The following is a 20,933-nucleotide window of genomic DNA, read 5'->3' on the forward strand; positions in this document are numbered from 1 at the left end:
TGGATGCCCGGCCAGCGCGGTGCCGGCCACCGTCAGCGCCAGTTCGCCGCCGTGTGCCGCGGCGGCCGCGAGCGCCGCGCCGTCGAACGCATAGCCGTCCATCGCGGAATTGTCGTAGGCCGGCACGTCGAGCGGCGAGGCGATCGCTTCGGCCAGCACGCGGCCGAGCGCGGCGTCGAGCGCAACGGCCTCCGTGTCTTCGACCGGCGCGGCCAGGCGCAGCGCAAGCGCGCGCGCGGCATCGACGGACAAGGTTTCGGAATTCGGGGCGGCGGGCGACGGATGCGTGGTCATGGCTGGTGAGGCGCCGCGAGGCGGACGGTTCGCGCCGTTGGGCGATGGCGTGGCGCTGCGGCAGCGGGCCGGAATGACCGCGCCGGCGTCATTCGCGCTCGAGGCGGGTCAATTCCTGCAAAGAGTTGGCATTGTAGAACGCGCGCTCGTCGTGAAATGGCACTTCGACGGCCGTGTGGCGTGCGTACCACGCGCGCACGCGCCGCTCGCCGGCTGCCAGCGCGGCTTCGAGGTCGTCGGCGAGCGCGGCGGGCACCAGCGCGAAGGTCGGCTGCGCGTGGCGCTTGCCGTCGGCGTCGACCGACACGGCCACGGCGATCCCGGCGGCGTGCGCTTCGCGTGCGGCCAGCAGCCGTGCGGCCAGGTCGAGCGGCAGATACGGCGTATCGCACGGCGCGGTCAGCACCAGCGGCGTGCGTGCCGCGCGCAGGCCGGCCAGCAGCCCGGCGAGCGGCCCCGCGAAATCGGACGTCGCATCGGCGACGACGCGCGCGCCGTAAGGCTTGCCAAGCGCGAGATAAATATCGGGGTTGCGGTTCGCGCTGATCAGGCAGGCGCCCGTTTGCGGCGCGAGCCGGCGCAGCACATGCTGCGCGAGCGGTTCGCCGCGCAGCGGCTGCAGGCCCTTGTCGACGCCGCCCATGCGCGAACCCTGGCCGCCCGCGAGCAGCAGGCCGGTCAGCGCGGCGCGCTGGAGGGCGGTTGTCGGGGGCATGGACGAAGCGGCGGGCTGCACGGGCGCAACGGGGCGGCGGTCAGCCGCCGATGTAGGACATCTCGACGCGCGGCGCAGGGGCTGTACCGTTCGGATCGGCCCGACCGGTGCCGCGCAACTGCGAATAGCGATCGTCGCGCGCGTGCCAGATATGCGCGATCGCGCTGGAGATCTGCGCGTCGGACGCGCCGTTGCGCAGCAGCGCGCGCAGGTCGTGGCCCGAGGTGCCGAACAGGCACAGGTACAGCTTGCCTTCGGTCGACAGGCGCGCGCGCGTGCAATCGCCGCAGAACGCGCGCGTCACGCTGGAGATCAGGCCGATTTCGCCGCCGCCGTCGGCGTAGGCCCAGCGCTGGGCGGTTTCGCCGGGCGTGTGGGCGTCGAGCGGCACGAGCGGGAATTCGGCGCCGATGCGCTTCAATACGTCGGCCGAGGGCAGCACGTCGGTCATGTTCCAGCCGTTCGAGCTGCCGACGTCCATGTATTCGATGAAGCGCAGCACCACGCCGGTGTGGCGGAAACGGCGTGCCATCGGCAGGATTTCGGCGTCGTTGGTGCCGCGCTTGACGACCATGTTGACCTTGACCGGCTCCAGCCCGGCGGCTTGCGCGGCGAAGATGCCTTCGAGCACGTCGGCGCTGGCGAAATCTGCGTCGTTCATGCGGCGGAACAGCGTGTCGTCGAGCGCGTCGAGGCTGACGGTGACGCGCGACAGCCCGGCGTCGCGCAGGCTGCGCGCCTTGCGCGCGAGCAGCGAGCCGTTGGTCGTCAGCGTCAGGTCGAGCGGGCGGCCCTCCACCGTTTCCATCCGTGCGAGCCGTTCGATCAGGAACTCGAGGTTCTTGCGCAGCAGCGGCTCGCCGCCCGTGATGCGGATCTTTTCCACGCCGTGCGCGACGAACAGGCGCGCCGTGCGCTCCAGTTCCTCGAGCGAGAGCAGCGCGCCGTGCGGCAGGAACGGGTAATCCTTGTCGAACACGTCGCGCGGCATGCAGTAGACGCAGCGGAAGTTGCAGCGATCGGTGACCGAGATGCGCAGATCCCGCAGCGGCCGCGCGAGCGCGTCGCGCAGCGTGCCGTTCGGCGCGAGCAGGGCCCCGGACAGATCCGGAATGCTGCTGGCGTCGATGAGCGGGATGATGCGTCGGGACATGGCGAATGAATCGGGGCGAATTCGGGGAAACGATCAGACGTCTATTTTAGCGGCAACGCGCCGTTCGGTTCGGCGCACGGAAACCCGTAGAAAAAGAGCACAGACGGCGGCGCATCGCCCCGTGCATCGATGCCCAAGCCGCGGCCATAAAAAAACCCGCCCTCGGAAGGGCGGGTTTTGGGGACGAAACCGCTGCGGTTTATTGCTGGCCGTGGGTTTCGATCTGTTGCATCGGCGTCGCATCGACCGGCGGCAGCACCTTGCGTTCGCGCGGCGCGCGAACCGGCGCGACGATCTGCGACGCGGCTTCCTGCGCGGCACGGAACTTCTCGGCATCCGTGTTCACCCAGGTCAGGCCGGCGGCGTCCAGCGCGGCTTCGATGCCGACCGCGGCTGCCGGCGCTACTGCCGGCGCCGATTGCTGCGTTTCGACGGCGGCGGGCGCTTGCGGCGCGGCTTCGACGACCGGTGCCGGTGCCGGCTCGGCAGCGACGACCGGCGCAGCTTCCACCGGCGCGGCGGCCGGTTCGACGGCAGCCGGCGCTTCGACCGGGGCCGGAGCCGCTTCGATGGCCGGTGCTGCTTCCACTACCGGTGCGGCTTCCACCGCCGGTGCCTCGATCGGAGCCGGTGCGGCAACCGGTGCCGGTGCCTCGCTGACCGGCGTGGCGGTCGGAGCCGGTTCCGTCTGCGCCGGCTCGGCGGCCGGTGCGGCTTCTGCCGGTGCCGGCGTGGCCAGCACGGCCGGTTCCGGTGCCGGAGCCGGTTCGGCTTCGACGACCGGCGCCGGTGCGACGGCTTCCAGCGCGGCGGCAGGCGAAATCGCCGGTGCCGATGCTTCCGGTGCGGCGATCGGTGCGGCTGCCTCGGCCGGAGCCGGTGCGGCTTCGGCGTGCGCGACGACGGCTTCGGCCGCCACGGCGGCGGTCGCTGCCGTCACCGTTGCAACGGCAGCGGCCACCGGAGCGTGCTCGGCATGACCGGCTTCGGCCTGCTCTGCGCCTTCCGAACCTTCGACGCCGTCCTGCGCGCCTGCTGCGCCTTCTTCGCGATCGCGACGGCCGCCACGACGGCCGCGGCGGCGGCGGCGGCGTTCTTCACCGTCGCGTGCGCCGGCTTCGGCGTCGGCGGCGAAGTCCGCACCCGGTGCGTCTGCCTGCACCGCATGCTCGTCCGCTTCGGCGTGGGTTTCGCCACGGTTGACGGTTTCGAGCGTGGCGGCGTGCGGCACGGCCTTGCGGCGTTCACCGCGCTCGCCGCGTTCGCGACGTTCCTGACGCGGCGTTTCCGCTGCGTCGTCGGCCGTCACGGCGCGTTCGCGCGGTTCACGGTTCTCGCGCGGTTCACGGGCCTCGCGCGGTTCGCGTTGTTCACGCGGTTCACGGGCCTCGCGCGGTTCGCGTTGTTCACGCGGTTCGCGGACTTCGCGACCCTCACGGCCTTCGCGTGCCTCGCGCGGTTCGCGGTTGCCACGGCCTTCGCGTGCTTCGCGCGGCTCGCGTTGTTCACGCGGTTCGCGGCTTTCCTTGCCCTCGCGCTCGCCGCGCGGTTGCTGCGGCTGACGGCCGCCGGCCACGGCGGGTTGAGCGTCGCGCGTGCCGGCCTGCTGGCCGCGGCGGTTGCCGTTGCGGTTGCGATCGCCGCCGCGCTCACCGCGCTCGGATTTCTCGCCGCGTTCGCGGGCCGGACGAGCCGGTGCCGCGGCAGCTTCCTTGACCGGTTCCGGTGCCGGAGCGGGCGCCGCCGGCGCCGCGCCGAACAGGCTCTTGATCCAGCCGAAGAACCCGCCGTTGCTGGCCGGAGCGGCCACTGCGACCGGCGCCGGGGCGGCAACCGGAGCCGGTGCGGCTTCGCGTTGCGGGGCTGCGCTCGGCGCCGGGCTGGCCGGCGTGATGCCCTTGACGGCCGCTTCCTGCTTCGGCTTCGCGTCGGCGGCGCGCTTGCTGTAACCGGTTTCCGATTCCAGTTCGCGGGCCGCTTCCTCGGCCATCTTCCACGAGGCGCGTGGGTCGTCGAGGCGGGCGTCGTCGTGACGCAGGCGTTCGAGCTTGTAGTGCGGGGTATCGAGGTGCTTGTTCGGGATCAGCACGATGCCGACCTTGAAGCGCGACTCGATCTTGTTGATTTCCTGACGCTTTTCGTTCAGCAGGAAGGCCGTGACTTCGACGGGCACCTGGCAATGGATCGCCGCGGTGTTCTCCTTCATTGCCTCTTCCTGGATGATCCGCAGCACTTGCAGCGCCGAGGATTCCGTATCGCGGATGTGGCCGGTGCCGTTGCAGCGCGGGCAGGTCACATGGCTGCCTTCCGACAGCGCCGGACGCAGGCGCTGACGCGACAGCTCCATCAGGCCGAAGCGCGAGATCTTGCCCATCTGGACGCGTGCGCGGTCGTGCTTGAGCGCGTCTTTCAGGCGCTGTTCGACTTCGCGCTGGCTCTTGGCCGATTCCATGTCGATGAAATCGATCACGATCAGGCCGCCGAGGTCGCGCAGGCGCAGTTGGCGCGCCACTTCGTCGGCCGCTTCGAGGTTGGTGCGGGTGGCCGTTTCCTCGATGTCGGCGCCCTTGGTGGCGCGGGCCGAGTTCACGTCGATCGCCACCAGCGCTTCGGTGTGGTCGATCACGATCGCGCCGCCCGAGGGCAGCGGCACCGTGCGCGAATACGCCGTTTCGATCTGGTGTTCGATCTGGAAGCGGGAGAACAGCGGGACGTCGTCGTGGTAGCGCTTCACCTTGCCGACGTTGTCCGGCATCACGATGTCCATGAAGGCGCGCGCCTGGTCATGGATTTCGTTGGTGTCGATCAGGATTTCGCCGATATCCGGCTGGAAGTAGTCGCGGATCGCGCGGATCACGAGGCTCGATTCGAGATAGATCAGCATCGGCTGGCCGTTGTGGCCGCTCTTCGATGCCGCCTCGATGGCGTGCCAGAGCTGCAGCAGGTAGTTCAGGTCCCATTGCAGTTCTTCGGCGCTGCGGCCGATGCCCGCGGTGCGGGCGATCATGCTCATCCCCTCGGGGATTTCGAGCTGCGCCATGGTTTCGCGCAGTTCCTGACGCTCGTCGCCCTCGATGCGGCGCGACACGCCGCCGCCGCGCGGGTTGTTCGGCATCAGCACGAGGTAGCGGCCGGCCAGCGAGATGAACGTGGTCAGGGCGGCGCCCTTGTTGCCGCGTTCTTCCTTCTCGACCTGGACGATCAGCTCCTGGCCTTCGCGCAGGGCGTCCTGAATGCGCGCGGAGCGCATGTCGACGCCGTCGCGGAAGTACTGGCGCGCGACTTCCTTGAACGGCAGGAAGCCGTGGCGATCTTCGCCGTAGTTGACGAAGCAGGCTTCGAGCGAAGGCTCGATGCGCGTGATCACGCCCTTGTAGATATTGCCTTTGCGCTGTTCGCGGCCGGCGGTTTCGATGTCGATGTCGATGAGCTTCTGCCCATCGACGATGGCGACGCGCAGTTCTTCCTGCTGCGTCGCATTGAACAGCATGCGTTTCATTGAACGACTCCAGGCGGCGCTGCTGGCGGCGCGTTTCGCTTGTCAGGCGGAACGCGGGCGAAAACAGGCCGCGCCTTGTTGTGTTGTCACAAGCACGCTGGAGCGGGAACGATGGCGGGAGAATTGCCTGATCAGGCGCGGGCCGATACGACCGGCCGGCAGCCAGGGGCACCTGCGAATGCGGCTTCAAAGCACGGATGACCACTCCGCGCGCCATGCGGCGCGCTAAGCCTGTAACCGGGCAATGCCGCGCAGCACGCGGCGCAAGTTGCGCGCGACGCTGCTGGGCGGCATGTGCTGCGGCCTGGCCGCAGCGGGGAGTATCGAATCCAGCCCGACTTTCCCGCCTGGGGTGTTCTACCCTGGTTTGACGTCGCCGGCTTCGCACGCTTCGCGAAACCTGGGGTGGCGCACGCCGTCATAATCGCAACCGGCAGCGCGGCCGGCCTGAATCGTGCCGGCCTGCCGCTGCCAATTAAATTCTTTTTGTCCAACATTCCGTTACCGCGGCACGCTTCCGACCGAATCCGCCTGTGGGCGCGATCCTTGCCGGGATGAAGTGCCGTGCGTGCAACTTTTGCTGCTTCTCTTTTATGCAGGGGCGAGCAGCAGGCCCCCGGCGCAAGTAAAATAGCGGTTTGCGCTTGCGCCTTGCGCAATCCGCCCGAAACCGGCCGATCCGGCCGCCCGCAGCGGAATGCTCGGCAAAATTATATTCAGTATGAATGAGTTAGGCAAAATATCCCAGAAATCGGTCGAGAGCGGCCAGGTTTCCATGGTCGAGATTGGCGAGGATTCGGCCGGTCAACGCATCGACAACTTCCTGTTGCGCGTCTGTAAGGGCGTGCCAAAAAGTCACATCTACCGCATCCTGCGCAGCGGCGAGGTCCGTGTCAACAAGGGCCGGATCGATGCGCAGTATCGTCTCGCGTTCGGCGACGTCGTGCGGATCCCGCCGATCCGGCTCGCCGCCCCGGATGCCGCGCAGGAGGCGGCGCCCGTGCCGGCCGCCGAATTCGAGATCCTGTTCGAGGACGACGCGATGGTCGTCATCAACAAGCCGGCCGGGGTGGCCGTGCATGGCGGCAGCGGCGTGTCGTTCGGCGTGATCGAACAGATGCGCGCGGCGCGGCCCACGGCCAAGTTCCTCGAACTGGTGCATCGGCTCGACCGCGAAACCTCGGGCATCCTGATGCTGGCCAAGAAGCGTTCGGCGTTGGTCGGGTTGCACGAGCAGATCCGCGAAAATCGCATGGACAAGCGCTACTACGCCTGCGGCCACGGCGAGTGGGCGCCCGATTGGGGCCGCCGCCGCGCGGTCAAGGCGCCGCTGTTCAAGTATTCGACGCCCGAGGGCGAGCGCCGCGTGCGTGTGCAGGACGACGGCATCCCGTCGCACACGGTGTTCAACCTGATCGACAGCTGGCCCGGCTATGCGTTTCTCGAGGCCGAGCTGAAAACGGGTCGGACCCACCAGATCCGCGTACACTTGGCCCACCTCGGGCTGCCGATCGCCGGCGATGCGAAATACGGCGATTTCGCCCTGAACAAGGCGCTGGCGCGTGCGAACGCGCGCCCTTCGCTGAAACGGATGTTCCTGCACGCCTATCGCCTGAAGCTCGCGCATCCGCTGTCCGGCGAGACGCTGCAGTTCGACGCGCCGCTGCCCGACGAATGCCGGCGCTTCCTCGACCAACTCAACGCACTGCGCGCTTCCGGCGCTTGAACCGCATGTCCCGACAGCAATTTGACCTGATCGTCTTCGACTGGGACGGCACGCTGATGGATTCGACGGCGCACATCGCGCTGAGCATCCAGGCGGCCTGCCGCGATCTCGGCCTGCCGGCGCCGTCCGACGATGCCGCACGCTACGTGATCGGCCTCGGCTTGCGCGACGCGCTGGCGATCGCCGCACCCACGCTCGATCCGTCCCATTACGCGAAGCTCGCCGAACGGTACCGGTTCCACTATCTCGTGAAGGATGAGCGCATCGAGCTGTTCGCGGGCGTGCGCGAGATGCTCGAAGAGTTGCGCGATACCGGCTACCTGCTGGCCGTGGCCACCGGCAAGGGCCGCGTCGGCTTGAACCGCGCGCTCGACGAAACCAAGCTCACGCGCTTTTTCGACGGCACGCGCTGCGCCGACGAAACCTTCTCCAAGCCGAATCCGGCCATGCTGCACGAGCTGAGCCGCGAACTGGGGCAGGATCTGGCGCGCACCGTCATGATCGGCGACACCACCCACGATCTGCAGATGGCGGCCAGCGCCGGCGCGGCCGGGATCGGCGTGTCCTACGGCGCGCATCCGGCCGAATCGCTGGCGGCGCTGTCGCCGCGCTTTCTCGCCGACGACGTCGGCGCGCTGGCCGGCTGGCTGCGCGAGCACGCATGAGCGGCGAGGCGGTGTTCGTCTGCGCGTCGGAGGCCCTCGTCGACGGCGGCGCGGGCATTCGCGTGCCGGCCACGCTGCGCGGCGAGGCGGTCGTGGTGTTCTTCGTGCGCTACGACGGCCGCGCCTACGGCTATCTGAACCGCTGCGCGCACGTGCCGATGGAGCTGGACTGGAACGAGGGCCAGTTCTTCGAATCGTCCGGCCTCTATCTGATGTGCGCCACCCACGGCGCGATCTACACCCCCGAAACCGGCAAATGCGTCGGCGGCCCGTGCCGCGGCGCACGCCTGCGCGCCGTCGAGGTGGACGAGCGCGATGCGCCCGAAGGCCGCGCCGTCTACTGGCTGCCCGACGCCGAATTGCTGCCGCAGGCTTCCTGACCGATTTTCCGACCCTCACTGGTTTCCCGAATGACCGACCAAACGACTCCTCCCGATGCACCCGGCGCCGAGCGTGACGCCGGCCGCCAGCCGCCGCACGAGCCCACCTGGGAGCGCACCGCGCTCGAGCGGATCGCGATGGCCGCGATCGTCGAGCAGCGCACGGCGCGCCGCTGGCGCATCGGCTTCCGTTTCCTGTGGCTCGTGGTGGTGATCGGGCTGGTGTTCGCGATCTTCGACTTCTCGAGCGACGGCAAGCTGTCGAGCAGCCGCCACACGGCGCTCGTGACGATCGACGGCGAAATCGCGGCCGGCACCAACGCCAATGCGGAAGACATCAATTCGGCGCTCGACGACGCGTTCGCCGATTCGGGCACGGTCGGCGTCGTGCTGCGCATCAACAGCCCGGGCGGCAGCCCGGTGCAGGCCGGCATCGTGTATGACGAAATCCGCCGGCTGCGCACGAAATACCCGGCCAAGCCGCTCTACGTGGTGGTCAGCGACATGTGCGCATCGGGCGGTTACTACATCGCCGCGGCGGCCGATCGCATCTACGTCAATCAGGCCAGCATCGTCGGTTCGATCGGCGTGCTGATGGACGGCTTCGGTTTCACGGGGCTGATGGACAAGCTCGGCGTGCAGCGTCGTCTGCATACTTCGGGCGAGAACAAGGGCTTTTACGATCCGTTCTCGCCGGAAACGCCGAAGATGGACGCGCATGCGCAGGAAATGCTCGACGAGATCCACGCACAGTTCATCAAGGCCGTGAAGGATGGCCGCGGCAAGCGCCTGCACGATTCGCCGGATCTGTTCTCGGGCCTGTTCTGGACGGGCGCGAAGAGCGTCGAACTGGGCCTGGCCGACGGTTTCGGCACGACCGATACGGTCGCGCGCGACGTGCTGAAGGCGCCCGACATCGTCGATTACACGGTCAAGGAAAGCCTCGGCAACCGCGTGGCGCGCAAGTTCGGCGCGGCGATCGGGGGCGGGGCGGTGAAATCGGCGCTGTCGGCCGGCGGCGTCACGCTGCGTTGATGGCATAGCCGGCGCGCCATGCAACGAGGGCCGGGTTCGATACCCGGCCCTCGTCGTTTCGGCGTGCGGCGGCGGTGCGCCGCCGTTGGCGTCAGTTCGCCAGCAACAGGAAGATCGCCGGCCGTTTCTGCAGGTTCGGCACGGGCTTCTTCTTCCAGTCGGCCGCGCTGCGGCTGACGATGGTTTCGGTCTCCAGCGTCAGATCGGCCGCCACGCAGATCAGCGTGGACGGCGCGCAGGTCGCGATCAGCGTCTCCAGCATCGCCTGATTGCGGTAAGGCGTCTCGATGAAGATTTCGGTTTCCTTCGCCTTGCGCGACTGCTGTTCGAGCTCGCGCAGCCGCTTGGCGCGCGCGGCCGCATCGACCGGCAGGTAACCGTGGAACGCGAAGGTCTGGCCGTTCAGGCCCGACGCCATCAGCGCCAGCAGGATCGAGCTGGGGCCGACCAGCGGCACGACCTTCACGCCGCGCTCGTGAGCGCGGCGCACGAGCAGCGCGCCCGGATCGGCAACGGCGGGGCAGCCCGCCTCAGACACCAGCCCGGCGTCCGCGCCGGCCAGGATCGGCGCGAGCAGGCGGTCGATCTCGCCGGCGGGCGTCTTGACGTTGAGCTCGCGAATGTCGATTTCCTGGATCGGCCGTTCCACGCCCACTTTCTTCAGAAACACGCGCGTGGTCTTGGCGTTCTCGCCGATGTAATAGCCGAGCGAGGCGGCGCGCGCCTGCACGGCGGCGGGCAGCACGGCGGCCAGCATCGCGGCGTCGCCGTCGCCGAGCGTGTTCGGGATCAGATACAGCGTACCGGCGCTCATGCCCGCACCTCCGCGCCGAACAACGGCAGGCCCGCTTCGCGCAACATGCGCGTCAGCGCGATCAGCGGCAGGCCGATCAGCGCGGTGGGGTCGTCCGAATCGATCGCGTCGAGCAGGGCGATGCCGAGCCCTTCCGATTTCGCGCTGCCGGCCACGTCGTAGGGCGTTTCGGCGCGGAGATAGGCGTCGAGCTCTGCGTCGGACAGCGAGCGGAAGCGCACACGCGTGATCACGTCCTCGATCTGCGCGTGGCCGTTGCGGCTGTCGAAAACGCATAGCGCACTATGGAATTCGACTTCGCGGCCGCGCATCGCCTGCAGTTGCTCGAGCGCGCGTGCGTGATCGCCGGGCTTGCCGATCTGGCGGCCGTCGAACGTGGCGACCTGGTCCGAGCCGATCACGATCGCGCCGTCGGGCGCGTCGAGCTGGGCCGCGACGGCGCGCGCCTTGGCGGCGGCCAGGCGCAGCGCCGTGTCGGCGGGCGTTTCGCCGGCTTGCGGGGTTTCGTCGAGATCGGGCGTGACGACGTCGAACGGGATCCTCAGACGTTCGAGCAGCTCGCGCCGGTAGCGCGAACTGGACGCCAGGATCAGCCTGGGCGGGCGGGAAAACGTGGTCATGATGGGGCGTTGGGAGCGGCGTCGCGGGCTTGCGCGGCGCGGCAGGTTAAGTGATTGACTCGAAAAGATAAAACGGATATAGTTTTGCGCTTTTCATCGGCAGCGACGCCGATCGGTCGCCGAAAGATCCGGGCGGGGCCAGGCAGCTACAGGGCTAGGCCAGCCACCGGCAGTCAGGGTCGGGCTCGGCGATACCAGCACAAGCAAGCGAACTCAGCAGGAGCGCACATGAATACCTCTTCTGGCAAACCTGCGGTTTCGCTCGATCCGCATCTCGTCGACCTGTTCGAATTCGCCCGCAGCGGGCGGCAATCGGCAGGTGCGGTGCGGCTCTCGCAACTGCCGCGCATGTTAAACGAAGTGCCGGCCGACGCGCCAGACCGCGACACCACGTTCACGTGGCAGGCGGAGGGCTCGACGGAAGGCGAGTTGCAGGAGGACGGCACCGAGGTGCATCAGCCGTTCCTGCGGCTGGCGCTGCACGGCGTGGCCTGGCTCGGATGCCAGCGCTGCATGGCGCCGTACGAGCAGCACTTCGACGTCGACATGGTGTATCGGATCGTCGCGACCGAAGAAGAAGCGGAAGCCATTCCGCTTGATGAGAACGATGAAGTCGATGTGATCGTGGGTTCGCGCCAGTTCGATCTCGTCGACTTGATCGAAGAAGAGCTGTTGCTCTCGCTGCCGCTCGTGCCGAAGCACGACATCTGTCCGTCGGTTCACGAAAGTCTGGTCTCGGGGGTAAGCGGTCCCGCCACCGATACCGAGGATTTCGAAGAAGAACCGGAAGGCGGTGACGTGCCCGGCGAAGAGCGGCCCAATCCCTTCAAGGCGCTCGAAGCGCTGAAGCGGGACGGCGACAAGAAACACTGACGTAGGTGGAGCACGGGAAGGCGTCGGGCATGCATGGCCCGGGTAGGCGTCGGATCGGGCTGTGTTAGAATCCGGAAAATTTTTAGGAGTTAGCCATGGCAGTTCAGCAAAACAAGAAGACGCCGTCGAAGCGCGGCATGCATCGTTCGCACGATTTCCTGACGGCAGCGCCGCTGGCAGTCGAGCCGTCGACGGGTGAAGTGCATCTGCGTCACCACATCAGCCCGAACGGCTACTATCGCGGCAAGAAAGTCGTCAAGACGAAGAACGACTAAGCACCTTGCGTCACGCCCGCCCGCACTATTGCAGGGGGAAACGCGTGACGCCCGGTTCGCTTGACACTTTCCTGGCTCAACAAGAAGGCGGCATTCAACTGCCGCTTTTTTGTGCCTGAAATTCGTCGCACTCCATGACAGTAAAGCTCACGATCGATTGCATGGGAGGCGACCACGGCCCGTCCGTGACCGTTCCCGCGGCAGTCAAGTTTGTCCGTGCGCATCCTGATGCGCACCTGATGCTGGTCGGCATCGATTCGGCCATCCGCGCCCAGCTGAAGAAGCTCAAGGCGCTCGACGAGCCGTCGCTGTCGATCGTCGCGGCCACCGAGGTGGTCGCGATGGACGATCCCGTCGAAGTCGCGCTGCGCAGGAAGAAGGATTCCTCGATGCGCGTCGCGCTCAATCACGTCAAGGACGGCGCCGCGCAGGCCTGCATCTCGGCCGGCAATACCGGCGCGCTGATGGCCGTGTCGCGCTACGTGCTCAAGACGCTGCCCGGCATCGAGCGGCCCGCGATCGCCTCGGCGCTGCCGAATCCGTCCGGCTACACGATGATGCTCGACCTCGGCGCCAACGTCGATTGCGAGCCGCAACACCTTCTCCAGTTCGCCGAAATGGGGCACGCGCTCGTCGCGGCGCTCGAAGGCAAGGAGCGCCCGAGCATCGGCCTGCTCAACATCGGCGAAGAGGTGATCAAGGGCAACGACACCATCAAGCGCGCGGGCGAGCTGCTGCGTACCAGCACGCTCAATTTCCGCGGCAACGTGGAAGGCAACGACATCTACAAGGGCACGGTCGACGTGATCGTCTGCGACGGCTTCGTCGGCAACGTGGCCCTGAAGACGTCCGAAGGCCTCGCGCAGATGCTCGCCAACATCATCAAGGAAGAGTTCAGCCGTTCGCTGCCCAGCAAGCTGATGGCGATTCTCGCGCTGCCGGTGCTGATGCGCTTCAAGAAGCGCGTCGATCACCGCCAGTACAACGGCGCGGCGCTGCTCGGCCTGCGCGGTCTGGTGATCAAAAGCCATGGTTCCGCCGACGCCTACGCGTTTGAGTGGGCTATCAAACGCGGGTATGATGCGGTCAAAAATGGCGTGCTGGAGCGCCTTTCCCGGGCCATGGCGGAAAACGCGATGCCGCTTGGCGAAAGCGGTCACGACGCGGGCGGGGCCGGTCAGGCAGCACCGTCTGCAGGCCAGCAGGCCGAACCTTCTGCCGGTTTGTCCTCGAAAGCATAAATGGCCCAATCGACTCTCTATTCCCGCGTGCTCGGCACGGGCAGCTATCTGCCGCCCAATCGCGTCTCGAATCAGGCGCTTGCCGACCGTCTCGCGAAGGACGGCATCGAAACCAGCGATGAATGGATCGTCGCGCGTACCGGCATCCATTCGCGCCATTTCGCCGATCCCGACGTCACCACCAGCGATCTCGCCCTGATCGCCGCGCAGCGCGCGATCGAGGCGGCCGATATCGATCCGCAATCGATCGATCTGATCATCGTCGCCACGTCCACGCCCGATTTCGTCTTTCCCAGCACGGCCTGCCTGCTGCAGAACAAGCTCGGCATCCGCAACGGCGGCGCCGCGTTCGACGTGCAGGCCGTCTGCTCGGGCTTCGCCTATGCACTGGCCACGGCCGACAGCTTCATTCGCAGCGGCCAGCATCGCAACGCGCTGGTGATCGGCGCCGAAACCTTCTCGCGCATCCTCGATTTCAAGGATCGCACCACCTGCGTGCTGTTCGGCGACGGCGCCGGCGCCGTCGTGCTGTCGGCCTCGGAAGAGCCGGGCATTCTCGGCAGCGCACTGCACGCCGACGGCAGCTACTCGCACATCCTCTGCACGCCGGGCAACGTGAACGGCGGCGTGATCGCCGGCAGCGCGTTCCTGCACATGGACGGCCAGGCGGTGTTCAAGCTCGCCGTGAACGTGCTGGAGAAGGTCGCCATCGAGGCGCTGGAGAAGGCGAATCTGTCGCCCGACCAGGTCGATTGGCTGATTCCGCACCAGGCGAATATCCGTATCATGACCAGCACCTGCCGCAAGCTCGGCCTGCCGCAGGAGCGCATGGTCGTCACCGTCGGCGAGCACGGCAACACGTCCGCCGCTTCGATCCCGCTCGCGTTCGACGCGGCGGTGCGCGACGGCCGCATCCAGCGCGGCCAGACCGTGCTGGTGGAAGGCGTCGGCGGCGGCTTCACGTGGGGCGCGTCGGTGTTCCGCTTCTGAGCGGAGCCGCGCTTCATCGGGCGCGCCCAGGCTGGCGCGCCGTTCGAACGAATCAAACGAGGACGAGATGAAATTTGCATTTGTTTTCCCGGGACAGGGTTCGCAGGCGGTCGGCATGCTCAATGCATTCGCCGAGCTCGCCGTGGTGCGCGAAACGATCCAGGAGGCGTCCGATGCGCTGAACCAGGATCTCGGCAAGCTGATCGCCGAAGGTCCGGCCGAAGAACTGAACCTCACCGCCAACACGCAGCCCGTGATGCTGACGGCCGCCTACGCGTGCTACCGCGCCTGGCAACAGGCCGGCGGCCCGGCGCCGTCGATCGTCGCGGGCCACAGCCTCGGCGAATACACGGCGCTGGTCGCCTCGGGCGCGCTCGCGTTTCGCGACGCCGTGCCGCTGGTGCGTTTCCGCGCACAGGCCATGCAGAGCGCCGTGCCGGTGGGCGAGGGCGGCATGGCCGCGATCCTCGGTCTCGACGACGACACGGTGCGCGCGGTGTGCGCCGAAGCGTCGGCGGCCGGCGTGGTCGAAGCCGTCAATTTCAACGCGCCTGCCCAGGTCGTGATCGCCGGCAGCAAGGCGGCGGTCGAGAAGGCCTGCGAAGTCGCCAAGGCGAAGGGCGCGAAGCGCGCGCTGCCGCTGCCGGTGTCCGCGCCGTTCCATTCGTCGCTGCTCAAGCCGGCGTCGGATCAACTGCGCGACTATCTGGCGGGCGTTGCGATCGTCGCGCCGCAGATCCCCGTGGTCAACAACATCGACGTCGCCGTCGTGTCGGATCCGGCCGCCATCAAGGATGCGCTGGTGCGCCAGGCGGCAGGCCCGGTGCGCTGGGTCGAATGCGTGCGGCACATTGCCGGCACGGGCGTGACGCATCTGGTCGAATGCGGGCCGGGCAAGGTGCTGACGGGCCTGACCAAGCGCATCGACGGCGAACTGACGGGCGCGGCCGTGTACGATCCGGCGACGCTCGACGACGTGCTCAAGCTCGTCGCGGCCTGACGCATTCCGATTCATCCGATTCACGGAACAACATGGACAAGACTCTCGACAAACAGGTGGCGATCGTCACCGGCGCGTCGCGCGGCATCGGCCGGGCGATCGCGCTCGAACTCGCCCGCCAGGGCGCGACGGTGATCGGCACGGCCACGAGCGAAGCGGGCGCCGAAGGCATCGGCGCGGCGCTTGGCGAGGCCGGTCTGGCCGGCCGCGGTGCGGTGCTGAACGTGAACGACGCCGCGTCGAGCGACGCGCTGATCGATTCCGTCGTCAAGGAATTCGGTCGTCTCGACATCCTCGTCAACAATGCCGGCATCACCCAGGATCAACTGGCGATGCGCATGAAGGACGACGACTGGGACGCCGTGATCGACACCAATCTGAAATCGGTGTTCCGCCTGTCGCGCGGCGTGCTGCGCCCGATGATGAAGGCCCGGGGCGGCCGCATCATCAACATCACGTCGGTGGTGGGCTCGCTCGGCAATCCGGGGCAGGCCAACTACGCGGCCGCCAAGGCCGGCGTTGCCGGCCTCACGCGTGCGCTGGCACGCGAGATCGGCAGCCGCGGCATCACCGTCAATTGCGTGGCGCCGGGCTTCATCGACACCGACATGACCAAGTCGCTGCCCGACGAGCAACAGGCCGCGCTGAAAACCCAGATTCCGCTCGGGCGCCTCGGCAGCACCGACGATATCGCTCACGCCGTCGCGTTCCTCGCTTCGCCGCTCGCCGGGTATATCACCGGCACGACGCTGCATGTGAACGGCGGTATGTACATGTCGTAACGGAATTCGTTTACCATCCGCGCCGTATGTCGGATGGAGGCGCTTTCGGCGCCTGTCGAACCGCAATGCCGGCGCGCATTTTTGAAGGCATCAAACCTGATAAAATGCGCGCACTTGTAAATCTCAAACTTCCCTCGGAGGGGTAATGGACAACATCGAACAACGTGTCAAGAAGATCGTCGCCGAGCAACTGGGCGTGGCCGAAGGCGAAATCAAGAACGAAGCTTCGTTCGTGAACGACCTCGGCGCAGATTCGCTCGACACCGTTGAACTGGTGATGGCGCTCGAAGACGAGTTCGGCATGGAAATCCCGGACGAAGAAGCCGAAAAGATCACGACGGTTCAGCAAGCGATCGACTACGCTCGCGCGAACGTCAAGGCCTAACCAAGGCAACGCCACTTGCAACGTTCTCGAAACGCTGCATGGGCGCCAGATTTCGCCGCCGGCACGCTTGCCGGCCGCGCTAACAGCCACAGGGCTCGCAGGGCTGGTTCCTGCGGCCCCTGTGGCTTCTGTTTTTGTCATCCAATGGAAAAGAGGGTACCGTGAGCCGTCGTCGAGTTGTCGTTACAGGCCTTGGGCTGATCTCGCCTGTTGGCAATAATGTTGCCGACGGTTGGGCCAATCTGGTGGCCGGCAAGTCCGGCATTGCCAACATCACCAAGTTCGACGCCACGAACTTTTCGACCCGCTTCGCGGGCGAGGTGAAGGGTTTCAATGTCGAAGACTACATGCCCGCGAAAGAAGCGCGTCACATGGATACCTTCATCCATTACGGCATCGCGGCGGGCATGCAGGCCATGAAGGACTCCGGCCTGGAAGTGACCGAGGAAAATTCCGAGCGCATCGGCGTGATCGTCGGCTCGGGCATCGGCGGCCTGCCGATGATCGAAGTCACGCAAACCGAACTGCTGAATCGCGGCCCGCGCCGGATTTCGCCGTTCTTCGTGCCGGCCTCGATCATCAACATGATCTCGGGCCACCTGTCGATCAAGTTCGGTCTGAAGGGCCCGAATCTCGCCATCGTGACGGCCTGCACCACCGGCCTGCACTGCATCGGCGAAGCGTCGCGCCTGATCGAATACGGCGATGCCGACGTGATGATCGCCGGCGGCGCGGAAGCCACCGTGTCGCCGCTGGGTATCGGCGGCTTCGCGGCCGCGCGTGCGCTGTCGCAGCGCAACGATGACCCGGCGACGGCGAGCCGCCCGTGGGACAAGGATCGCGACGGCTTCGTGCTCGGCGAAGGCGCGGGCGTGATGGTGCTCGAGGAGTACGAGCACGCCAAGGCGCGCGGCGCGAAGATCTACGCCGAAGTCGGCGGCTACGGCATGAGCGGCGACGCCTACCACATGACCGCACCGCTGGAAGACGGCGACGGCGCCCGTCGCTGCATGCTGGCCGCGCTGCGCAACGCCGGCATCAACGCCGATCAGGTCGATTACCTGAACGCGCACGGCACGTCGACGCAGCTCGGCGATCTGGCCGAAACGACGGGCATCAAGCGTGCGTTCGGCGATCGCGCCAAGCAGATGGTGGTCAATTCGACGAAGTCGATGACGGGCCACTTGCTGGGCGGCGCGGGCGGCCTCGAATCGGTGTTCACGGTGCTGGCCGTGCACAACCAGCTGTCGCCGCCGACCATCAACATCTTCGATCAGGATCCGGCATGCGATCTCGATTACTGCGCGAACGAAGCGCGGGACATGAAGATTGATGTCGCGCTGAAGAACTCCTTCGGCTTTGGCGGGACTAACGGCACGCTGGTTTTCAAGCGCGCCTGAAGCGGGATCGCTTGACGGGTCCCGCCCTTCCGCACTTCCCCGGCACGCAGCCTGTCGCGCTGCGTGCATCGACGACGCTGCGCGTCGTGCTGGCAGCCTTCGTCGCGCTCTGCGCGGCGGCTGCCGGTGCGAGCGCAGCGTCGTTCGTCGGGCGTGCGGAAGCGGTGTTCGTCGGGTTGCTGAGTGCGGCCTTGCTCGCCTCGCTGGCGCGGAAAACCAGTGCGCGCCGTGTGCCGTGCGCGTTGCTGCTCGAACCGGGTACCGGCATGTTGGCCGCGTACGATCGTTCGGGCCGACGCGTCGCGCACGGTGCCGTGGTTCGCTGCATGCATTGGGCGGACCGGCTGCTGGTGCTCGAGATCGCATGCGAGCACGGGCGTCCGGTGCCGTTTCTGGTGCCGGCCGATGCCATCGCGCCGCGCGTGTTCCGCGCGCTGTCGGTGTTCGGCCGGCGGGCCGGCCGCGATTAGCGGCGCTTGCGTGGGCCACGGCCGCTTTCGCGGCGCGCGGGTGGGCGTTGCTACAATAGCGCTCCGCGTTGCATCCCTAGTTAACGGATTTGTCAGGTGAGTGAAAAAGAAATCGATCAGGTTCTGGTCGAGCGCGTTCAGAAAGGCGACAAGGCGGCGTTCGAACTCCTGGTCTCCAAATACCACCGCAAGATCATCCGGCTGATCTCGCGCCTCGTGCGGGATCCCGCCGAGGTCGAGGATGTGGCCCAGGACGCGTTCATCAAGGCTTACCGCGCGCTGCCGCAGTTCCGCGGCGAATCCGCGTTCTATACGTGGTTGTACCGAATTGCCGTCAATACGGCCAAGAACTACCTTGCGACCCAGGGCCGCCGCGCGCCGACCTCCACTGAAGCGGATGCGGAAGAAGCGGAAACTTTCTCGGACGCCGACCAACTAAGGGATATCAACACGCCAGAGTCGATGTTGATGAGCAAGCAGATCGCCGAAACGGTGAACGCTGCGATGGCCCTGTTGCCCGAGGAGTTGCGCCAGGCCATCACATTGCGGGAAATCGAGGGCCTGAGTTACGAAGAAATCGCGGAAATGATGGATTGCCCGATCGGCACCGTCCGCTCGCGAATCTTCCGGGCCCGCGAGGCGATCGCCAACAAGTTGCGTCCGCTTCTCGACACACCCGAAGGCAGGCGCTGGTAAGTCCTGCCCGGGGTGCGGAAACGGCACGGGGTCCAGTTAGACAGAGTCGTGTGTCACGACGGGGTATTGAAGATGGGGAGCATCATGGGGTCGGTCTCTACGCAATCGCATTCGCAAGGCAGCTCGCAGCGCGAGCGCCTGTCCGCACTGGTTGACGGCGAATCGCCCGACGGCCTGCCGCTCGGTCAGATTCTGGCCGCGTTCGGCGATACGGAACGTCGTGCCTGGTCCGAATTTCACGCGATCGGCGACGCGCTGCGCTCCGACGATCTCGCGATCGCGCCGGCCGTCAGCCACGCCTTCACCGCCCGTTTTTCCGCCGCGTTCGCGGCCGAACCGCACCTGATCGCACCGGCCGCGCTGACGGTCGATGCCGCCGCACCGGTGCGCAGCGCGCTGCGCCGCCGTCTTGTGCCGGGCCTGGCCGTGGCCGCTGCCGCCGCCATGTTCACCTGGATCGTCGTGCCGCAGATGCAGGGCGCCGGCCAGCCGGGCGTCTCGCAGGTGCAAGTGGCGTCGGTGGCGTCGCAGGATCTGCAGCGCGTGTCCGCGCCGGCCCGTCAGGATCTGAACATCATCCGCGACGCGAGCCTCGATCAATATCTCGAAGCGCACCAGCAATTCGCGCAGCAGCCCGTCGTGTCGGGCTCGATGCCGCTCATTCGCACCGCCGTCACGACGCAAGGCCAATAAACTCGATGCGGACATTGCTGTTGAATCGCGCCACTTCCGGCTGGACGCGGCTGCCTGCGCTCGTGTTGTGCGCAGCCGCACTGTTTTCCGTTCACAACCGCGCGATCGCGCAACCCGCACTCGATCCGGCCGCCGGCCCGCAAGCCGCGGCCGCCTGGCTCGACCGCATCCAGCAGGCTGCGCAAGCTCAGAACTACGACGGCACCTTCGTGTTCCAGCGCGGCAACTACGTGCAGTCGTCGCGGATCACCCATGTCGCCGCCAAGGGCGGCGAGTACGAGAAGATCGAGAGCCTCGACGGCAAGCCGCGCAAGCTGCTCCGTCATAACGACGATCTCGTCACCTTCGTGCCCGAACGCCACCTGTGCGTGGTCGAGCGCCGCCAGAACCGCGATGCGTTTCCGTCGCTGCTCGGCGCGAGCGGCGAGCAGGTGCTGAGCGCCTACGACGTCAAGCCGGCCGGCCAGGATCGCGTGGCCGGTATCGATGCGCAGGTCGTCCAACTGGTGCCGAAGGACGCGAACCGCTTCGCCTACAAGCTCTGGACCGACGCCAAGACGGGCCTGCTGCTGCGCACGCAGACGCTCGACGCCGACGACCACGTGCTCGAACAGGTGGCGTTCTCGCAATTGCAGATCGGCGGGCCGAACCCGGCCGAAAAAACCATCATCGCCAACGGCATCCGCAACCTCGACAACTGCACCGTGGTGCGTCCGCCGGTTGCGCCGGTCGACATCGAGGCGCAGGGCTGGAAGATCGCGCCGAGCGTGGCCGGTTTCCGCAAGATCCGCGAAGTGCGCCGGCCGATGGCGGCGCGCGATCCGAAGGCCGCGCCGATCGCCGTCGATCAGGCCGTGTTCACCGATGGGCTGGCCACGGTGTCGGCCTTCATCGAGCCGGTGGAGAAGGGTTCGACGCGCAAGGAAGGGGCCGGCAGCACGGGCGCCACGCATGTGCTCGTCAAGCGCAGCGGCGATTTCTGGATCACGTTGCTCGGCGAAGTGCCGCAGGCGACGTTGCAGCAGTTCGCGGCTGCCATAGAATACAAGCCTTCGAAGTAAGCTCCCGGTTTCCCGACATGATCAAGACCACGCTGCGTACCTGGACGGCCGCGGCGGCGATGACGGCGTGCCTGCCCGTCGCGTCGCTGGCCGCGCAAACCGCTTCGCCCACTTCGGGCGCGTCGGCGCCGGCCGCCGCGTCGGTGCCCAGATCGGGAGGGCGGCT

General features: G+C 67.1%; 21 protein-coding genes and 1 pseudogene. 16 read left to right on the plus strand and 6 right to left on the minus strand.

Annotated elements, in window-relative coordinates:
* The 4 genes and pseudogenes from G3N92_RS16835 to G3N92_RS16850 all read right to left on the minus strand — a co-directional run.
* Positions 1 to 294 (minus strand): annotated as a pseudogene (locus G3N92_RS16835) (molybdopterin molybdenumtransferase MoeA); the annotation flags it as partial.
* A gap of 88 nt (positions 295 to 382) precedes the next feature.
* Complete coding sequence (gene mobA, locus G3N92_RS16840; protein WP_206128671.1) at positions 383 to 1,009, minus strand: molybdenum cofactor guanylyltransferase MobA; 627 nt, start codon at positions 1,007 to 1,009, stop codon at positions 383 to 385.
* 40 nt (positions 1,010 to 1,049) lie between these two features.
* Positions 1,050 to 2,162: a GTP 3',8-cyclase MoaA gene (moaA, locus tag G3N92_RS16845; RefSeq protein WP_206128672.1), complete on the minus strand. Its 1,113-nt coding sequence runs from the start codon at positions 2,160 to 2,162 to the stop codon at positions 1,050 to 1,052.
* Positions 2,163 to 2,361: 199 nt separating this feature from the next.
* Entirely contained in the window at positions 2,362 to 5,661 is a 3,300-nt protein-coding gene (locus tag G3N92_RS16850) for an Rne/Rng family ribonuclease (protein WP_206128673.1), read from the minus strand.
* Positions 5,662 to 6,382: 721 nt separating this feature from the next.
* Between G3N92_RS16850 and G3N92_RS16855 the strand changes: the two genes are divergently transcribed.
* From G3N92_RS16855 to G3N92_RS16870, 4 genes are read left to right on the plus strand one after another with little or no spacing between them, the layout of a single operon-like run.
* On the plus strand, positions 6,383 to 7,387 hold the full coding sequence (locus G3N92_RS16855; protein WP_206128674.1) for an RluA family pseudouridine synthase: 1,005 nt from the start codon (positions 6,383 to 6,385) through the stop codon (positions 7,385 to 7,387).
* A gap of 5 nt (positions 7,388 to 7,392) precedes the next feature.
* Positions 7,393 to 8,052, plus strand: coding sequence for an HAD-IA family hydrolase (locus G3N92_RS16860; RefSeq protein ID WP_206128675.1), 660 nt, complete (start codon positions 7,393 to 7,395; stop codon positions 8,050 to 8,052).
* The gene (locus G3N92_RS16865) at positions 8,049 to 8,432 is read left to right on the plus strand and encodes a Rieske 2Fe-2S domain-containing protein (protein ID WP_206128676.1); all 384 of its coding nucleotides are present in this window, start codon (positions 8,049 to 8,051) and stop codon (positions 8,430 to 8,432) included. Before G3N92_RS16860 ends, G3N92_RS16865 begins: the two co-directional genes overlap by 4 nt.
* A 30-nt stretch (positions 8,433 to 8,462) precedes the next feature.
* Positions 8,463 to 9,467: a S49 family peptidase gene (locus G3N92_RS16870; RefSeq protein WP_206128677.1), complete on the plus strand. Its 1,005-nt coding sequence runs from the start codon at positions 8,463 to 8,465 to the stop codon at positions 9,465 to 9,467.
* A 91-nt stretch (positions 9,468 to 9,558) separates the two neighbouring features.
* Here G3N92_RS16870 and G3N92_RS16875 read toward each other — a convergent pair whose 3' ends face one another.
* A complete protein-coding gene (locus G3N92_RS16875) occupies positions 9,559 to 10,281 on the minus strand; it encodes an SAM-dependent methyltransferase (RefSeq protein WP_206128678.1) in 723 nt (240 codons plus the stop codon).
* Positions 10,278 to 10,901, minus strand: coding sequence for a Maf-like protein (locus G3N92_RS16880; protein ID WP_206128679.1), 624 nt, complete (start codon positions 10,899 to 10,901; stop codon positions 10,278 to 10,280). The genes G3N92_RS16875 and G3N92_RS16880 overlap by 4 nt, the downstream gene beginning before the upstream one ends.
* 228 nt (positions 10,902 to 11,129) lie before the next feature.
* On the opposite strand from G3N92_RS16880, the gene G3N92_RS16885 reads away from it, so the two are divergent.
* The 12 genes from G3N92_RS16885 to G3N92_RS16940 all read left to right on the plus strand — a co-directional run bounded on the left by G3N92_RS16885 (position 11,130) and on the right by G3N92_RS16940 (position 20,767).
* A complete protein-coding gene (locus G3N92_RS16885; RefSeq protein ID WP_206128680.1) occupies positions 11,130 to 11,774 on the plus strand; it encodes a YceD family protein in 645 nt (214 codons plus the stop codon).
* A gap of 95 nt (positions 11,775 to 11,869) precedes the next feature.
* Positions 11,870 to 12,049 (plus strand): 50S ribosomal protein L32, encoded by a 180-nt coding sequence (gene rpmF / locus G3N92_RS16890; protein ID WP_206128681.1) that lies wholly within the window; start codon positions 11,870 to 11,872, stop codon positions 12,047 to 12,049.
* Between the two features lie 134 nt (positions 12,050 to 12,183).
* Positions 12,184 to 13,290, plus strand: coding sequence for a phosphate acyltransferase PlsX (gene plsX / locus G3N92_RS16895; RefSeq protein ID WP_206128682.1), 1,107 nt, complete (start codon positions 12,184 to 12,186; stop codon positions 13,288 to 13,290).
* Positions 13,291 to 14,280 (plus strand): beta-ketoacyl-ACP synthase III, encoded by a 990-nt coding sequence (locus G3N92_RS16900; RefSeq protein ID WP_206128683.1) that lies wholly within the window; start codon positions 13,291 to 13,293, stop codon positions 14,278 to 14,280.
* A gap of 67 nt (positions 14,281 to 14,347) precedes the next feature.
* Entirely contained in the window at positions 14,348 to 15,280 is a 933-nt protein-coding gene (fabD, locus tag G3N92_RS16905; protein ID WP_206128684.1) for an ACP S-malonyltransferase, read from the plus strand.
* A gap of 32 nt (positions 15,281 to 15,312) precedes the next feature.
* Positions 15,313 to 16,062, plus strand: coding sequence for a 3-oxoacyl-ACP reductase FabG (gene fabG / locus G3N92_RS16910; RefSeq protein WP_206128685.1), 750 nt, complete (start codon positions 15,313 to 15,315; stop codon positions 16,060 to 16,062).
* Between the two features lie 145 nt (positions 16,063 to 16,207).
* Entirely contained in the window at positions 16,208 to 16,447 is a 240-nt protein-coding gene (gene acpP / locus G3N92_RS16915; protein ID WP_012735022.1) for an acyl carrier protein, read from the plus strand.
* Positions 16,448 to 16,608: 161 nt separating this feature from the next.
* On the plus strand, positions 16,609 to 17,847 hold the full coding sequence (gene fabF / locus G3N92_RS16920; protein WP_206128686.1) for a beta-ketoacyl-ACP synthase II: 1,239 nt from the start codon (positions 16,609 to 16,611) through the stop codon (positions 17,845 to 17,847).
* A gap of 11 nt (positions 17,848 to 17,858) precedes the next feature.
* Positions 17,859 to 18,317 carry an RNA polymerase subunit sigma gene (locus tag G3N92_RS16925; protein ID WP_206128687.1) on the plus strand — a complete coding sequence of 153 codons (459 nt, stop codon included), beginning with the start codon at positions 17,859 to 17,861 and terminating at the stop codon, positions 18,315 to 18,317.
* A gap of 96 nt (positions 18,318 to 18,413) precedes the next feature.
* Positions 18,414 to 19,013 carry an RNA polymerase sigma factor RpoE gene (gene rpoE / locus G3N92_RS16930; protein WP_206128688.1) on the plus strand — a complete coding sequence of 200 codons (600 nt, stop codon included), beginning with the start codon at positions 18,414 to 18,416 and terminating at the stop codon, positions 19,011 to 19,013.
* An 84-nt stretch (positions 19,014 to 19,097) separates the two neighbouring features.
* The gene (locus tag G3N92_RS16935; RefSeq protein WP_206128689.1) at positions 19,098 to 19,706 is read left to right on the plus strand and encodes an RseA family anti-sigma factor; all 609 of its coding nucleotides are present in this window, start codon (positions 19,098 to 19,100) and stop codon (positions 19,704 to 19,706) included.
* 5 nt (positions 19,707 to 19,711) lie between these two features.
* Positions 19,712 to 20,767, plus strand: a complete 1,056-nt coding sequence (locus G3N92_RS16940) for a MucB/RseB C-terminal domain-containing protein (protein ID WP_206128690.1) — start codon at positions 19,712 to 19,714, stop codon at positions 20,765 to 20,767.
* Positions 20,768 to 20,933: the final 166 nt, after the last annotated feature.

This window comes from Burkholderia sp. Ac-20379 (genome assembly GCF_017104645.1).
Taxonomy (GTDB): domain Bacteria; phylum Pseudomonadota; class Gammaproteobacteria; order Burkholderiales; family Burkholderiaceae; genus Burkholderia.

Excerpts from the sequence above, each read along its gene's own strand:
- mobA (WP_206128671.1), bottom strand. The coding sequence starts at position 1,009 with ATGCCCCCGACAACCGCCCTCCAGCGCGCCGCGCTGACCGGCCTGCTG.
- moaA (WP_206128672.1), bottom strand. The coding sequence starts at position 2,162 with ATGTCCCGACGCATCATCCCGCTCATCGACGCCAGCAGCATTCCGGAT.
- G3N92_RS16850 (WP_206128673.1), bottom strand. The coding sequence starts at position 5,661 with ATGAAACGCATGCTGTTCAATGCGACGCAGCAGGAAGAACTGCGCGTC.
- G3N92_RS16855 (WP_206128674.1), top strand. The coding sequence starts at position 6,383 with ATGAATGAGTTAGGCAAAATATCCCAGAAATCGGTCGAGAGCGGCCAG.
- G3N92_RS16860 (WP_206128675.1), top strand. The coding sequence starts at position 7,393 with ATGTCCCGACAGCAATTTGACCTGATCGTCTTCGACTGGGACGGCACG.
- G3N92_RS16865 (WP_206128676.1), top strand. The coding sequence starts at position 8,049 with ATGAGCGGCGAGGCGGTGTTCGTCTGCGCGTCGGAGGCCCTCGTCGAC.
- G3N92_RS16870 (WP_206128677.1), top strand. The coding sequence starts at position 8,463 with ATGACCGACCAAACGACTCCTCCCGATGCACCCGGCGCCGAGCGTGAC.
- G3N92_RS16875 (WP_206128678.1), bottom strand. The coding sequence starts at position 10,281 with ATGAGCGCCGGTACGCTGTATCTGATCCCGAACACGCTCGGCGACGGC.
- G3N92_RS16880 (WP_206128679.1), bottom strand. The coding sequence starts at position 10,901 with ATGACCACGTTTTCCCGCCCGCCCAGGCTGATCCTGGCGTCCAGTTCG.
- G3N92_RS16885 (WP_206128680.1), top strand. The coding sequence starts at position 11,130 with ATGAATACCTCTTCTGGCAAACCTGCGGTTTCGCTCGATCCGCATCTC.
- rpmF (WP_206128681.1), top strand. The coding sequence starts at position 11,870 with ATGGCAGTTCAGCAAAACAAGAAGACGCCGTCGAAGCGCGGCATGCAT.
- plsX (WP_206128682.1), top strand. The coding sequence starts at position 12,184 with ATGACAGTAAAGCTCACGATCGATTGCATGGGAGGCGACCACGGCCCG.
- G3N92_RS16900 (WP_206128683.1), top strand. The coding sequence starts at position 13,291 with ATGGCCCAATCGACTCTCTATTCCCGCGTGCTCGGCACGGGCAGCTAT.
- fabD (WP_206128684.1), top strand. The coding sequence starts at position 14,348 with ATGAAATTTGCATTTGTTTTCCCGGGACAGGGTTCGCAGGCGGTCGGC.
- fabG (WP_206128685.1), top strand. The coding sequence starts at position 15,313 with ATGGACAAGACTCTCGACAAACAGGTGGCGATCGTCACCGGCGCGTCG.
- acpP (WP_012735022.1), top strand. The coding sequence starts at position 16,208 with ATGGACAACATCGAACAACGTGTCAAGAAGATCGTCGCCGAGCAACTG.
- G3N92_RS16935 (WP_206128689.1), top strand. The coding sequence starts at position 19,098 with ATGGGGTCGGTCTCTACGCAATCGCATTCGCAAGGCAGCTCGCAGCGC.
- G3N92_RS16940 (WP_206128690.1), top strand. The coding sequence starts at position 19,712 with ATGCGGACATTGCTGTTGAATCGCGCCACTTCCGGCTGGACGCGGCTG.